This window comes from Shewanella sp. T24-MNA-CIBAN-0130 (assembly GCF_040310185.1).
GTDB lineage: Bacteria > Pseudomonadota > Gammaproteobacteria > Enterobacterales > Shewanellaceae > Shewanella > Shewanella psychromarinicola.
Genome location: NZ_JBEOPP010000001.1, coordinates 40991 through 56807, shown reverse-complemented (window position 1 = coordinate 56807; position 15817 = coordinate 40991). Strand labels below are relative to the sequence as shown.

Below are 15817 nucleotides of genomic sequence, written 5' to 3'. Positions count from 1 at the left end.
AAAGGTTATAAATGTGAACGATATGACAAACCTTAGGGTACTTTTATTTGTACTCGATCCGCGTAGGTCTTGAGCAGTGCATTTAATCGGTTTACGTTATTCGAAAGTCACTATCTAACGGCAATGTGGAACGTGTAGATTGAATCAAAATCTACAGTAAGAGTGGACGTTTTTCGTTAAACAAGCTAAATACTGAACAACGATTCATTACGATTGATAAGTCACACAAGCCGTTTTTATCTGTCAATCACGGCCTATGCTTACTGGCTTTAACCAATAAATAACGAATGGCTGCGTCGTTACATTGCACCAGTTGCCAGCGCTGGCAGTTGTTGAATGTTGCATAGTGTTCAATGGCATCGACAAATGCGGCTATAAACGCCTCTCTATCGGTAGTGTCACTCATGCTTATATCTGTAGAGTGATCATCAAAAGCATCTGCTTCAAAGCTGATTTGTTGCAGTAACAAGCACTGATTTTTACGGTCGGCTTTAACATCAACACGGCCAACAAAGCGGTCGCGCCAGAGGATAGGCAGTGAGTAATAGCCAAATTGACGTTTTGCTTCAGGCACATACACTTCGATTTGATAGTTAAACCCAAACCACTGCTTAAGCTTTTGGCGTTGAATGACTAAATTATCAAACGGATTAAGCAGCCAGACTTTATTGGGTATCTTTATCGGTAATTGATGCTGAGGTTGGTAAAAGTAAACTTGTTGTGTGTTGGAGCTGGATGCAGTAAAGCTGGCGATATCACCTTGCTCGCACATTTGCGCCAATGTTTTACTGAGTAGCGGTTTAAGGCCTTTGCGTAAATATTGTATTTGCTGCAAATTACCAAAGCCGTGGGCGGATAAATAACGGTGGATCAAGTGTTGGGCAAATTCGGTATCACTAGGTACTGTAGTGTCGATATGCTTGGGGAGTACTCGCTCGGTTAAGTCGTACACCTTTTGAAACTTGTCGCGCCTAGCGACCATTAACTCGCCTTGCATAAACAATTGCTCAAGGGCTTTTTTTGCCGGTTTCCAGTCCCACCAAGTGCCATTGGGGGTATCTGATCTATGGGTAAACTGACTGGATTTTAATGGACCCTCGCTGCTAATACGGGCTTTAACTTCGCGCATGACTTTATGTTCGGGTTCAAACCAATGTGTGCCACCTTGTTGTAAATGCTGCTTGCGATATAGGCTAAAACGGTAATCATCGATGGGCAGATATGCGGCCGCATGTGACCAATATTCAAATACGGTTTTATTGCGCATTGCCTGGTCAAGCATGGTGGTCGAATAATCGGGCAGGCGAGTGTGTAATACATGATGATGCGCGCGTTCGACCACATTAATCGAGTCGATTTGCACATAGCTTATTTGCTGCAGTAATGCGCTTAACGAGGTGGCTGGTTGTAATAACCCTTGTTGCTGCATATTGAGTTGGAGCCACTGTTTAGCGGAGTAAGGGTTGGTCATTAAACGCCTTTGCTGTAAGTGCTAATGCGTATGGATGCGCAAGTGATGCATTGCATTGTAGACTGAAATTTACCGCAGAGTACACAAGCTGTTGATGATAAGGCTGGTTGATGTTGGCGTGGATAGATAATCATTTCTTAGTCCGTTTTACCTTTTTTAAACAGGCTTAATCTGGTATTCCCTCTCATTATTCATTCCCTCGCAGTCGACCATATATTGGTGTACAGATTCATTAAGCCATAAAAGGCTAAGTTTGTTTCATCTTGAGTTTCGTCCTTAATGCCCTTAACAAATCGTTCTGGGTACTGGGTAATGGACACTGTGAAGTGGCAGCATGATTGTGGATAATACTAGGATCAATTGAGGCGATACATAATACCGGCCTCAACCTTATCCTCAACCTTAACATCAAACCAAGTTACGATTAATACGAAGATTCCAGTTTTGCGAATAAACTCGCTTGTCTCCTTCATAAGCGTCTAACTCAGCATCCAGATAAAAATAAAACTCATCGCAGTGCAGTAAGGTGCGGGTGACGGTCTGTACTGCCCAGTCTCCTCGCTTAAATCCCCATCGCCAGAGAGTCTTGCCCTGTGCAGACTGGAAGTCATCACTCTGATAGGTGTACCACTCATTGGCCTCGCGATTTACAATCAGGTCGATATCTTCGAGGTGATAAGTACCATTGTCGTTAATGACTTCCAAAGTAGACAAATCCTTGTCCAGTTCGCGGATCACTCGCCAGTTATGATGTCCCTCAATAAGTTGCTGCTTGGCACCGCTGGTGGAAGCCTCAGGCGCAAGGAAAGAGATCGTCTCTTGATGACGAGGATTTCGACTCGGCAATATCACTCGGCTACAACCAGTGTAAATTTTGATCCGCGTCGACTCAGGTGAAGGCCAGGCCAGCGGGAAATAAGAGGACGAAATGGCAATCCTAATCCGGTGGCCCTTGGGAAAGGTCTGCGCGGTACCGTTAAGCTGAACTTTTACCCGATAGCGCTTGTCTGGTTGCAGCGGTGTCGGATTAGTATGGCTATCCCTATGGGTCAGGTTCAGCAGGCCGTATGTTACCCTTGAGCTCTTGTTATCAGGATGCACATCCGATAGACGCACAGCGATCATTGCCACTGGCTTGCTGGCCGATAATTCTAACTCAATCACCGCAGCCCCCATGATCTCAAGTGCAGTGTCCAAAGGCTGACTTGTGAAAACTAACGCGCCACCTTCTTCTTCACGCTGATCATGGGGGAGATCCGGCGTGGTGCTATATGAACACCATTTACCGGCAAACAGACCGTTACTCAAGGGTGATTGCAAACACAGCTCTTCCTCTGCAACGTCTGCGAATTCGTCTACTAGACGATATCGATCAAGCTTGAAGACAAGCGTGCCAATATTGGGTGTCGGCCAAGATGGTTCACTAACCCAGCGGCCGTAGCGTTGATGGTAAGACGTTGACGGAGGCATACTGTCAAGCATCCATGCCCGCAGCATGGGCTCGTCCATAATGCCGGTCTCAATCCCCTTCAACCATTTATCCCACCAGCGTAGGCACTCCTGCAAAAAACCGATCGCCGGGCCGGGCACGCCAATATGCGGATATTTATGACTCCAGGGGCCAATCAATCCTTGCCTCGGGCCGGGCAAGTTGGTGAGCAGGCGAAAAACTGCATTACTGTAGCCATCGGCCCAGCCGCTGACTGCCATGACCGGGATCTGCACTTTAGAAAAATCTTCGCAAATCGAGCCATGCTGCCAGTACTCGTCACGGTGTTGATGATTAAGCCAGGTATTGAGCCATAAGCCACTGCCTTTAAGGCGTTCAAACCACATGTCGCGCCACTTGCTACCGACAATTTGCGGATCCGGCGGTAAGGAGTTGTAGGCAAACATCGTCGAGGCCCAAGAAAGATTATCACCGAGCAGGCAACCTCCCATATAGTGCACATCATCGGCATAGCGATCATCGGTAGAGCACACGCTAACGATAGCCTTAAGTTGCGGCAGTTGCATTGCCGCAATTTGCAGGCCGTTGAATCCCCCCCATGAGATCCCATACATGCCAATATTACCGTCGCACCATGGTTGTTTATCTAGCCACTCAATAACTGTGACTCCATCGTCGAGTTCTTGCTGCAGATATTCGTCCGTCAGCACACCTTCTGAGTCGCCGCTTCCACGGATATCCACACGGATACAGGCATAGCCGTGTCCGGCAAAATATGGATGCATGGTTTCGTCGCGCAATCTGACGCCATCACGTTTACGATAAGGAATAAACTCGAAAATAGCTGGCACTGGCTCTGTTTCAGCACCTTCTGGCATCCAGATGCGGGCAGAAAGACGAATGCCGTCGGCCATCGGGATCCAGCAATGTTCGATATGGCGGATTTTGTAGGCGCAGTGCTTGGCAACCGTCATATTTCCTCCTTATGGTTATCATGCAGATCATTTAAAGCAGTGGCACAAGTTCCAGCGGTAACGCTTGTTGCACATCACGGTATTTGTGCAACAGTTCTTGCTCGCTATCAGCGCCGATAAACACGGTCGCTAACTCGTAGCTGTAACTGTCTTGATAATTAAGCTCAGACAAACGCATTCCCTTGCAGACATGCAGCTCGATATCAGTACCCGCAATGCGCTGGGTAATTGCCTGTACTTCTTGCTCTGTGGGTACCTTGTTAACCATTGCATCTGCATGTGTGCGCCACATAAACTTGGCCGAATATTGATATAAGCCTTTACGATAGGGAAAGACAGGCTGTTTTCCTAAGGCCAAAGCCAGCATGACCTGGTGATGTGACATGCCATCGACGTTGCGGAATAATGGCGAATGGGACTTGGAAATACGAGTATTGATCTCCAGCAACCAGATATGGTCACTCTCCTTGTCCCAGTAATACTCGATATTAAATGGGCCATTATCAAAATCGATAGCGGTAAGGAAGCGCTCGGTGACGGCGATCATTTTGTCTTGAACAGGCTGTGGGATCGATGATGGATACTGATAGCGAGAAAAGCTGGAATCATGCTCACCTTCACGTATTGAGTCAACGGCCCCATAGACACACAGTTTGCCATCAAAAACATAGCCTTCAAGGGTGCATTGCTGGCCATCGGATATGATGCCTTCGGCGATGCAGTGATAGCCATCAATAGCGGCAATTTCATCTGGCAGGTCGGCAAATTGGAGTAAGTAGTTGAAGGGTTTGGCAAAGCAGTAGATTTTTTTGCGGATCTCCGTAATCGCCATGTCGAGTTCACTTCCATTGCGCACCATAAACCCGAGGTGTGATAAAACTGCTTTTACCGGCTTAAGCCAGAAAGGGTAATCGAGGGTGATTTGCTGCTTATAATCTTCTTTAAAAGGATCCACTACGCAAAAATCGGGGATATATTCTGGGATCACGCGGCGCTGCTCCAACCGGCTCCAGTATTTATGCTCGCATTTGAGTACGGCTTCAAAGCTGGGAGAGGGCAAGCCTAAAGATTGACACAATAGAGGGAGCATGGTGCTAACGGGAAAATCCAAATAGCCGACAATGGCATCTACGGAGCCAGGATAGCTTTTGAGTCGCGCTAGAGCGCCTTCATACAAGGTTTTGACCGGAAATTCTTTTCCTGTTTTTACCTCTGAATATTGATAAAGCTCATGAAAACAATATTCATGGGCAGAATCGAGCGAACGCATTAGGGAAAGGTTGAATTCGTCCGCAGCAAAAACAAAAATATTTTTCATTTTCCGGCCCCCTGCTTTGTTATCTTTTCATTGCCATTAATAGCAGCGCTTAACGAGATACTGTTTACTTTAATGGCATATATGAGGGTAGTTGATGGCGATCTTCTTGTCTAATAAATGGGGCGAATTGGCCTAACTATAATGCTCAATGCCTGATGTGCTTTGGGCTCTAGCACATTTATACATAATAGGCATTGATATTTATTAGCTTAAGTTCAAATGGGGAACTAGCGTTTTTTAAAAGTGGTAACTAATCAATTTAGTCACTACTTTAGTCTCCCTTTTTCACTCAATAGCAAACCGTCACACACCAAACGGTAAAAGCAAAAAATCCCTAATAACAGAAGTCATTACGGATTTTTTAGCGTTTGGGAGCAGGGTGAAAGCTTATTCGACGTTTTGGATCTGCTCGCGCATTTGCTCAATCAATACTTTTAACTCTACTGCGGCAGAAGTGATTTCTGCGCTGATTGATTTTGAGGCTAAGGTATTTGATTCGCGATTAAACTCTTGCATCATAAAATCTAAACGACGGCCTTCGCTGCCACCTTTTTTGAGGATACGGCGGGCTTCGGTGACGTGAGCTTCAAGACGGTCCATTTCTTCGGCGACATCTTGTTTTTGCGCCAATAACACCATTTCCTGTTCTACACGGGTAGAGTCTAATTCGCCGACGATGTCTGCTAAGCGATTAGTGAGTTTTTCGCGTTGGTACTGCATCACGGTTGGCATGTGTTCACGCACAATCGTCACTTGCTTCATTACGCCGTCTAAGCGGGTCAGTAGCATGTCTTTAATGGCTTCGCCTTCGCGGCCGCGGGCTTCGATAAACTGATCGACAGCGCTGTCAAACGCGGTCATTAGCTCGGCACCCATGCTGTCCATATCTTGTTCCGCTGCGGAGAGAACTCCAGGCCAGCGCAATACGTCAGTTAGGCTAAGTTCGCCTTGTCCGGCTTCTTGCTTTAACCAATTGGCAGCGTTAAGCAATTGCTTGGCTAAATCTTGATTAAGTTGCAATTCATTATTGCTGCTGTCGACGAGTTCATAACGTAAATTAACTTCTACTTTGCCGCGGTTGAGGCGTTTACGTAGACGATCGCGTAAGACAGGTTCAAAGCTGCGAAACTGCTCAGGTAGGCGCAGGTAGGTTTCTAAGTAGCGCTGGTTGACTGAGCGGATTTCCCATGAGGCGGTACCCCATTGTGCTTTGTGCTCGATACGAGCGTAGGCTGTCATGCTTTGGATCATGAAATGTCCTGTTATATTATTACGCGAATGTGAGTTGATTATAGCCGTTTTAGGTGACTAGGTTAAAGGATTAGTCGATAGATTTTTGGCTTGGCATAGTATCTAACGGCATGAAGCTCTATAATACGCCCTCAAATATGATCTAAAATCGACTACAGGACTTTTCATGCGCCCAAGTAACCGTACACCTGCTCAAACTCGCCCGATCACTATTACGCGTTCTTTTACTGCACATGCTGAAGGCTCTGTTTTAGTCGAATTTGGCGACACAAAAGTGTTATGTACCGCCAGCTTTACCGAAGGCGTGCCGCGTTTTCTTAAAGGTCAGGGTCAAGGTTGGGTAACAGCTGAATACGGTATGTTACCGCGTTCAACTCATAGCCGTATGGACCGTGAAGCCGCTCGTGGTAAGCAATCTGGCCGTACTCAAGAGATCCAACGTTTAATCGGCCGCGCATTACGTGCTGCGGTTGATATGAAATTATTGGGTGAAAACACCATCGTTATCGATTGTGATGTTATTCAAGCTGATGGTGGTACGCGTACTGCTGCCATTACGGGTGCGTGTGTGGCATTGGTTGATGCGCTTAACTGGGCGCGTGGCAAAGGTATTATTAAAGCTAACCCGCTTAAGTTTTTAATTGCCGCTGTGAGCGTGGGTATTTATAAAGGCGAAACGATCAGTGATTTAGAATACATTGAAGACAGCGCTGCAGAAACTGATATGAACGTAGTGATGACCGAAACCGGTAAAATTATTGAAATTCAAGGTACCGCAGAAGGCGAACCATTCAGCCATGAAGAGTTGCTTGAGTTGTTAGTGTTAGCTAAAAACAGTATTCGCGAAATTGTCGATGTGCAAAAAGCCGCATTAAGTTAATATGCAGTTGAAAAATGAGGACCGATTACGGTCCTTTTTTTTAGCCTGAAAATTGATCATAGAGGACTAACCGTGAAAGCCTATCAACGCGAATTTATTGAGTTTGCTTTAGCCCGCCAAGTGTTACGTTTTGGTGAGTTTACCCTTAAATCTGGCCGTACTAGCCCGTACTTCTTTAATGCTGGACTGTTTAATACGGGTAAAGACTTGGCACGTTTAGGCCGTTTTTATGCCGCGGCGTTAATGGACTCGGGTATTGAGTTCGATTTGTTATTTGGCCCTGCGTACAAAGGTATTCCGATTGCGACCACCACCGCCGTTGCCTTGTGCGATCATCACGATGTGGACATTCCCTATTGCTTCAACCGCAAAGAAGCCAAAACCCACGGCGAAGGTGGCAGTTTGGTGGGCAGCGAGCTCAAAGGCAAAGTGATGCTGGTGGATGATGTGATCACTGCAGGTACCGCTATTCGTGAGTCGATGGAGATTATTAATGCCCATAATGCCCAGCTTGCCGGTGTATTGATTGCATTAGATCGTCAAGAAAAAGGCCAGGGTGAGTTGTCGGCTATCCAAGAAGTTGAGCGCGACTTTGGCTGCCAAATTGTGTCGATTATTAAGCTGGCTGATTTAATCTGTTACTTGTCTGAAAAGCCGGGCATGGAAGCTGAGTTAGCATCCGTTAGCGCTTATCGTGAGCAATACGGGATTTAATCTTTTCTGTTAATCTTTTCTATTAATCATCCTAAACAACAACGCAGCCTTAGATGGCTGCGTTAGTCGGCTGCGTTTTTTTATTGGCAATAACACTGAGTCATAGCCTATTTTACCAGATGTAAAAACTCGGCACGTGTCGCAGGGTTTGATTTAAACACGCCTCCCAATGCCGTGGTGGTCGTTGAGCTGGTTGAATCCATCACGCCACGTGATTTAACGCAGTAATGTACTGCATCCATTTTTACCGCCACGTCTTTGGTTTCAAGTAGGGTTTGCAGTGCCACTAACACTTGCTGGGTTAAGCGCTCTTGCACTTGTGGGCGTTGGGAAAAAAATCGTACGATACGATTAATTTTCGATAAGCCAATAATTTTGCTGCGGGGTAAGTAGGCTACTGTGGCTAATCCATCAATGGTCACTAGGTGATGCTCGCAGGTACTGGTCAGACTGATGTCTTGCACCCGCACCATTTCATCGACACCCATTTTATTTTCGATAACAGTGATCTTGGGGAAGTTTTCATAATCTAGGCCTGAGAATATTTCATCGACATACATTTTTGCAATACGCCGAGGGGTATCGACTAAGCTGTCATCTGATAAATCCAGTGACATTAATGTCAGGATCTCTCTCATATGATGCTCAATTTTTATCTTACGTTGTTCTGGCGTCGAGGTTTTTGGCAACATAGGTGTTTCTAGCCCACGATCTTTCAGCGCGGCTTGTACTTTTATTGCGGCTTCACTTAGTGCCATATATCCTCCAACAACCCTGTCATACTGCGATAAGTATATCTTAAAAAGCCTTAGGACGCTTATGCCATAAGGGGAATGGAGAATAACGTGATTCGTTGCAAATTAACACTGTAGACGATAAAAAAGCCGACCCTTTTAGTCGGGTATCGGCTTTTTGAGGTGTAAACGCTTTGGCTATGACTATTTAACGTTTAGATTCTCTTTGATGAATTTAAGCATTATTTCATAATATTTAGCGCGATTTTCGGCATTGTAGAAGCCATGACCTTCTTTTTCCCAGATTTCTTTTTGGAATGGGTAATTGGCTTGATTTAAGGCTTTTTCCATTGCTTCAAATTGCTCTATGGGTGCACGTTCATCTTCTTCACCATGAATTAATAACACTTTGGCCTTGAGCTTGCTGACATTGTGGGTTGGCGACATTGTCTGTAGTTGTTGGGTATTTGTACCGAGCACTTCTTTTAAAAATGCTTCCCCACCATAAGAGTCTGGAATATCGCCTGTGTTATACATTTGTTCTAAGTCGTATACTCCGGCAACACCAATGGCGCATTTGAACATATCGGGTGCTAACATCGGGCTGATTAGTGCTGAATATCCGCCAAAACTACCACCAGAAATACACACTCTATCTTTATCTACATAACCTTGGTCAATAACATATTGAGTTGCGTCGATAATGTCATATTGAATTTTACTTCCCCATGCGAGGTAGCCTGACTCCTCAAACGCTTTACCGTATCCACCTGAACCTCGGAAGTTAACTTGTAATACCGCTATTCCATTTTGTGCGAGTAATTGATTTTCTGGATTAAATACCCATAAGTCGCGTGGACCGTGCGGGCCACCATGAGGGTTAACTACAAGTGGCATATTTTTATGATCTTTAATGCCACTTGGAAGGGTTAAATAACCATGGATCGTTACACCGTCACGATTTGTGAAACTGATGGGGCGTACTTCGGACATCTCGCTTGGGTCAAGTGCTGCATTTCCAGCAAACAGGAATTTGAGTTTGAGTTTTTTACGATCAAACAGATAGTAGTCACCCGAATTTTTATCATTCATTGCCGCAACGATGAGTGTGTTACCGTCGATGGTTTCGCTTACGATACGAATACGATGATCAGGAATTGCTGCCATAAGCTGCTGCAATGCTTTGGCTTTAGCACTTTCGGTATCGACAAATTGGTATTCTGGGTAACCGTTTTCAAACTCTACCGCGTAGAGTGAGTTTGTTTGTTCGCTAATCCAAGTTATAAATGGGTCAACAACATCATGTTGGATGATTTTTTTATGTTTCGCCGTTGCAAGTTCTACTTCATAAATCGCCTGAGTAGCGCCTTCACCATGTGCAATAGCATAAATTGATTTGTTGTCTTCGGTGAACGAAATAGGGTAGAAATCCGTTAGTCCGCCTTTAATTCTTTCAGCATCAACCCATTCACCATTTTCATAGTAGAAGAGCTGATCATCGTTTTTGTTATCTCGTGCAAAGCTAAAGCGAACGTCTTCTTTATTATCAACCAGGAAACCTGCATTGGCGATAGGTGACGTGGTAAGGCGTTTGCGTTTACCGGAATAGACATTGACGCGGTATACAAGGGTGTAAGAATAGTTAAGGCCATTCCAAGGATATGCCATAACATAGATATATTTATCATCATCTTTTAACGTGTCTAAGACAAATGCGCTTGCTCGGATAGTTTCATTACTGGAAATGCTTGTGCCAGTTGAGGAACCGCCATTATAACCGAACAGGTACTTAGATTTGCTGCCGTCATAATTTACCGCCAGTAACTCCCCGTAATAATCAGAAACCTCACGTTGTGCGTGCTTATAGAGTTTTTGTAATACAATCCGCTCATTATTCACCCAATAGTAACTACCAACTTCTTCATCACCACTAAATTTGACTGCATTAGTCGGCTTCATGGTTTCAAGGTTTAGGATTAATAGGGTGCGCTTTTCAGCTTCAATTAAAATAACGCCAAGGTGTTTACCATCGGGTGATATTTTGACTTCAGAGAATTCGGAATCAGCACTAAAATTTTTGATCTGAGGACTAGCAAAAGTGTGAGAGGTAAAAAGAATAAGCAAACAGCAAGTGAGATATAAAATACGCAGCATGACTACAATCCGTGTAATAAATGTTAAAAGTGTAACGGTATTGTATTTAATTCAAGTGATCAGAGCAATACGTACTCACTATTTATTCATTGAAATGAGGTAGAATATGAACGTATATTACGACTTTTAATTTATGTTAATACCCATTTTATTGGCCTCTTTGCGCAGTAGAATTTGCTTGAAAGTCATAAAACAGGCACAAAAAAGCCGACCCCCCCGTTAACTGAGTCTCGGCTTGTTGAAATAATATTTATTAGCTCATTACGATTTAATGTTTAGGTTCTTTTTAAGGAATAGAAGCATTTTTTCATAATATTGGGCACGATTGTCATCATTGTAGAAACCATGGCCTTCATCATCCATCACCAGTTTTTCATAGGGATAATCACGTGCTTTAAGGGCTTTTTCTAATGATTCTAGCTGTTCAATGGGCGCTCGTTCATCGTCACCGCCATGTACTAGAAGCAAGTTTGCTTTAAGCTTATCTACATTCTCTGAGGGAGACATCGCTCTTAGTACTTCACTATTTTGACCTAAAACATTTTTAAGGTAACTAGTTCCCGAAGCACTACTTGCAATATCTCCTTCATCGAACATTAACTCTAAATTATAAATCCCTGCAAAACCGATAGCGCATTTGAACAGATCTGGTTCAAGTATTGCGCTTTGCAATGCACTATAACCCCCAAAACTACCACCAGAAATACAGATACGGTTTTTATCTACATAACCTTGCTCAATGACGTAATGAGTGGCGTCGAGAATGTCATATTGTACTTCTGAACCCCATTTTTGGAATCCAGCTTGTTCAAAATTTTGTCCAAAACCACCTGAACCACGGAAATTGACTTGTAATACCGCCATCCCTTGATTTGCTAGCATTTGGTTTTGAGTATTAAATCCCCATTCATCTCTTATTCCATGCGGACCACCATGGGGGTTGACCACAAGAGGGAGGTTTGTCGCTTCTTTACCATAAGGTAATGTTAAATAACCGTTAATTATTTTACCGTCTCGGCTGGTAAAACTAATTGGCTTCACTTCTGACATTCGCGCTGGGTCGAGCCATTTCTTGGCAGAGGCTAAGTGTTGGAGTGTGAGCGCCTCGGTATCAAATATATAATAATCACCAGGATTCCGATCGTTAAATGCCACCACGATGAGTTTTTCTGAATGACGAGTTTCGCTAACGATACGAACTTGATGGCCAGGTAATGATGCGAGCAACTGTTTTAGCAATTTTGAATGACTGTCTTCTGGATTGACGAAAGCGTAAGACGGATAACCATTTTCAAATTCAACTGCATAGAGTTTTTTGGTCGTTTGGTTTATCCAGTAATTACTGGGATCACTTTTGTCATCTTTAATAATTTGTGTTTTTTCACCTGTTTCTAGATTGATTTCATAAATCCCTAAGGTTTCGCCTTTTACCCGAGCAGCTGCATAAATACTGTTTTTATTTTCGGCAAAAGATATTGGGTAGAAATCATCTAAATTGAGTTTGAGCTTATCGGTGTTAAGCCATTCGCGGTCTTGACGATAAAATACTTTTGTTATGTTGTTTTCATCTTCGCCTACAACAAAGCGTACTTCACCATCATGATCGGTTAAAAATCGAGAGTAACCTATAGGCGAAGTGGTGACTTTTCTGCGGAACCCTTTGTATAAATTTACACGGTATACAGTTTGTGATAATTCATAGTTTAAAGAATTAGACTCATTCCATGGGATTGCATTGACGAGCATATAGCGGTCGTCATCGGGGAGGGGATCTAAAATAAAAGCAGTTGCTCTTATCGGGGTATTTTTTTTCAGATGTGAGCCAGTTTGTTGCTCGCCGCTATTAAAACCAAAAAGGTAAGTTGCTCTTGATCCATCGGCATTAACAGCCATTAGCTCACCATAATACAGCGGTACGTCACTCCAACCTTTTAAGTATTCTTTTTGCAAGACGATTCGTTCATTATTTACCCAAGCGTAATCACCCACTTGGGCATTGCTAGGGAAAAATATCGCGTGATGTATTTGTTTTGTTTTAGCATTTAATATCAGTAGTTTGTCTTTGCCATTGTGCTTGGTTATTGCACTAATATATTCGCCTGTTGGAGATATTTTTACATTGCTAAATTCAGCCCCTCGGCTAAATAGCTGTGCAGTGGAAAGACTTTCTGCAGCAAATGCATGGGTGAATAGGCCACCACAGACAAGTAACATAATGGTTAGGTATTTGGTGAAAATCATGAGACATCCTTGTTTAATCATTCGATCTTACTTCGTTCTTACTTTGTTTTTATGTGGTATAAATATTCGATTTGATACGGTTTAAGGGTAAAGGAAGAGTCAGTAGCATTGGCCGAAAAAGGACCGAACTAGATCCTTTATCTATGCGATATTAACTTCTTAATAATTGCTGCTGAATAAAGGTCCATTGCTCATCAAAGTGGAGCGTTGGTTTTTGTTTAAATTCGCTGCGAACAAACTGTGAAATACGCCCTTCTACAAAGGCCAGTAATAGGTTGGCGAGAACGGCTTCGTCGAGGTTAAAGCCTACGCCTTCGCGTAAAGTTTTTTCGCGCAGAATTTGTTTTATTTGGGTTTCAATTTTGGCAAATAGCACATCGATTCGGCTACGTAAACGTTCGTTTTCACCCAGCAGAGCATCGCCATTTAATACGCGTGAAATACCAGGATTACGTTCAGAAAACACCAATAACAGCTGCAGTACCAATTGGCAGCGGGCCATGGTGTCTTTTTCTTCGTCCATGATGATATTGAGGCGTGACAAAATAGCGTCTTCAATAAACTCGATTAAGCCTTCGAACATTCGCGCTTTACTGGGGAAATGACGATACAGTGCCGCTTCTGATACACCGACTTCGGCAGCAAGTTTAGCTGTGGTAATACGTTGGCCTGGGCTGCTTTCGAGCATTTTTGCTAAGCATTGTAAAATATGCTCACGACGATTCATTTTAGGGCTTTCAGCCATTATCTGTTCCTTGGCTCAGTGACTACTAGAAAAGATTATTTGGTTCCTGAGTGACCAAATCCGCCTTCTCCACGATCTGAGCGATTAAACTCATCCACTAAGGTAAATGTTGCCTGTACCACGGGTACAAACATCAATTGGGCTAAACGATCGCCTATTTCGAGCGTGAATGGTTTATCACTTCGGTTCCAACATGACACCATTAATGGTCCTTGGTAATCGGAGTCAATTAAGCCCACTAAATTACCCAAAACGATGCCATGTTTATGACCCATACCTGAGCGTGGCAAGATAACCGCGGCAAGGCTTGGGTCGGCCACATGAATGGCAATACCCGTTGGAATTAATACCGTTTGGCCAGGTTCAATCACCATAGTGGTGTCGGTCATGGCACGTAAGTCCATGCCTGCGCTACCGGGAGTTGCGTAGGCTGGCAATGGAAATTCACTGCCAATACGCGAGTCGAGAATTTTTAGTTCAATGGGTGTTTTCATGATTTTTTTAATTGTTTTTCTATTAATGAGAGTAATTGGCGCGCCAGTGTTAGTTTGTCTGTTGCTGGTAGTTGTTGGCTGCCGTGTTGCCAAAATACCTGTAGTGCATTGCTATCGGCATTAAAGCCTAAGCCTTGAATAGAAACATCGTTAGCGGCAATCATATCGAGCTTTTTGCGTTGTAATTTACCGCGAGCGTATTGCTCCACATCGTTAGTTTCTGCTGCAAAACCGACAGTAAAAGGTCGAGGTGTGTGCTCGGCAACCGTGGCTAAGATATCAGGATTACGTACTAGTGCAAGCTGCATTTTGTCGGCTGATTTTTTGATTTTCTGCTCTGCTATATCGGCAATTCGATAATCCGCTACTGCGGCGCAGCCGATAAAAATATCATGCTGCTCAACCTGTTCCATCACTGCGTTAAGCATTTGCTGTGCAGAATCAACGTTAATACGAGTCACACCTGCTGGGGTTGCCAAGTTAACTGGACCAGACACTAATGTTACGCTGGCGCCCATTTCTGCTGCGGCTTGGGCTAAGGCAAAACCCATTTTCCCTGAGCTGTGGTTGGAAATATAACGCACAGGGTCTATCGCTTCGCGCGTTGGCCCGGCAGTAATGAGTAGTTGATGACCTTGAAGTGTTTTAGGACCAAAAAATTGTACCAGTTGTTCTGCCATCACCACGGGCTCTTGCATTCTGCCGGGGCCGACTTCACCGCAGGCTTGGCTACCCGATGCTGGGTGCCAAATTATCAGGCCTTTACGGACTAAATTGGCCATGTTCTCTTGGGTGGCAATATTTTGGTACATCTGTTGATTCATCGCTGGGCATACAATGACAGGCGCACTGGTGGCTAAGCAGGTTGTGGTTAATAAGTCATTAGCCATACCGGCATTGATCCGCGCGATTATGTTTGCTGTTGCTGGAGCAATTAATACCACCTCAGCCCAACGAGCGAGTTCGATATGACCCATAGCCGCTTCTGCTGCGGGATCAAGCAAGTCAGAGGCCACTGGGTTGCCAGAAAGCGCTTGTATGGTTAACGGGGTGATAAACGCCATGGCGCTTTGAGTCATAATGACTCGCACATCCGCGCCACGCTCTTTTAAACGGCGAATAAGGTCCGCGCTTTTATAGGCGGCAATGCCGCCACCAATTCCGAGTAATACTTTTTTATTTGTCAGCATGATGCACATTATCCGACTCAAATCTAATTACGGCTAACAATATCACAAACCTATGACAAGTGGCGCAGATCCAATCTCAAAAATATCAACCATACTGTAGTCATTAATTCGAACTCTGTTGTTGAAAAAGATAACCAGCCGTTGTGGGTGTGGTCATCGGGTATAGCGTCGAGTTAATGCGTGCAATTAAATCGCCACATT

At 44.2% G+C, this 15817-nt stretch carries 12 protein-coding genes; 2 read left to right on the top strand and 10 right to left on the bottom strand.

What is annotated here, in order from left to right; translation table 11 throughout:
• Positions 1–247: 247 nt before the first annotated feature.
• The 4 genes from AAEZ02_RS00225 to AAEZ02_RS00210 form a co-directional block, all read right to left on the bottom strand.
• Entirely contained in the window at positions 248–1471 is a 1224-nt protein-coding gene (locus AAEZ02_RS00225) for a winged helix-turn-helix domain-containing protein (protein ID WP_351121532.1), read from the bottom strand.
• Positions 1472–1879: 408 nt separating this feature from the next.
• Entirely contained in the window at positions 1880–3895 is a 2016-nt protein-coding gene (locus AAEZ02_RS00220; RefSeq protein WP_124012800.1) for a CocE/NonD family hydrolase, read from the bottom strand.
• A gap of 31 nt (positions 3896–3926) precedes the next feature.
• Positions 3927–5213 carry an ATP-grasp domain-containing protein gene (locus tag AAEZ02_RS00215; RefSeq protein ID WP_124012799.1) on the bottom strand — a complete coding sequence of 429 codons (1287 nt, stop codon included), beginning with the start codon at positions 5211–5213 and terminating at the stop codon, positions 3927–3929.
• 387 nt (positions 5214–5600) lie between these two features.
• Positions 5601–6464, bottom strand: coding sequence for a YicC/YloC family endoribonuclease (locus tag AAEZ02_RS00210; protein ID WP_124012798.1), 864 nt, complete (start codon positions 6462–6464; stop codon positions 5601–5603).
• 166 nt (positions 6465–6630) lie between these two features.
• Between AAEZ02_RS00210 and rph the strand changes: the two genes are divergently transcribed.
• Entirely contained in the window at positions 6631–7344 is a 714-nt protein-coding gene (rph, locus tag AAEZ02_RS00205) for a ribonuclease PH (RefSeq protein WP_101033273.1), read from the top strand.
• Between the two features lie 72 nt (positions 7345–7416).
• Entirely contained in the window at positions 7417–8058 is a 642-nt protein-coding gene (gene pyrE, locus AAEZ02_RS00200) for an orotate phosphoribosyltransferase (RefSeq protein WP_124012797.1), read from the top strand.
• Positions 8059–8165: 107 nt separating this feature from the next.
• On the opposite strand, the gene folE is transcribed toward pyrE, so the two are convergent.
• The 6 genes from folE to coaBC form a co-directional block, all read right to left on the bottom strand.
• Positions 8166–8816, bottom strand: coding sequence for a GTP cyclohydrolase I FolE (folE, locus tag AAEZ02_RS00195; RefSeq protein ID WP_351121526.1), 651 nt, complete (start codon positions 8814–8816; stop codon positions 8166–8168).
• Between the two features lie 180 nt (positions 8817–8996).
• Positions 8997–10946 carry an alpha/beta hydrolase family protein gene (locus AAEZ02_RS00190; RefSeq protein WP_351121523.1) on the bottom strand — a complete coding sequence of 650 codons (1950 nt, stop codon included), beginning with the start codon at positions 10944–10946 and terminating at the stop codon, positions 8997–8999.
• A gap of 261 nt (positions 10947–11207) precedes the next feature.
• The gene (locus tag AAEZ02_RS00185) at positions 11208–13160 is read right to left on the bottom strand and encodes an alpha/beta hydrolase family protein (protein WP_233768642.1); all 1953 of its coding nucleotides are present in this window, start codon (positions 13158–13160) and stop codon (positions 11208–11210) included.
• Between the two features lie 178 nt (positions 13161–13338).
• Positions 13339–13932 carry a nucleoid occlusion factor SlmA gene (slmA, locus tag AAEZ02_RS00180; RefSeq protein WP_124012794.1) on the bottom strand — a complete coding sequence of 198 codons (594 nt, stop codon included), beginning with the start codon at positions 13930–13932 and terminating at the stop codon, positions 13339–13341.
• 35 nt (positions 13933–13967) lie between these two features.
• Positions 13968–14426 (bottom strand): dUTP diphosphatase, encoded by a 459-nt coding sequence (gene dut / locus AAEZ02_RS00175; RefSeq protein ID WP_124012793.1) that lies wholly within the window; start codon positions 14424–14426, stop codon positions 13968–13970.
• The gene (coaBC, locus tag AAEZ02_RS00170) at positions 14423–15619 is read right to left on the bottom strand and encodes a bifunctional phosphopantothenoylcysteine decarboxylase/phosphopantothenate--cysteine ligase CoaBC (RefSeq protein WP_124013006.1); all 1197 of its coding nucleotides are present in this window, start codon (positions 15617–15619) and stop codon (positions 14423–14425) included. The genes dut and coaBC overlap by 4 nt, the downstream gene beginning before the upstream one ends.
• Positions 15620–15817 lie beyond the last annotated feature (198 nt).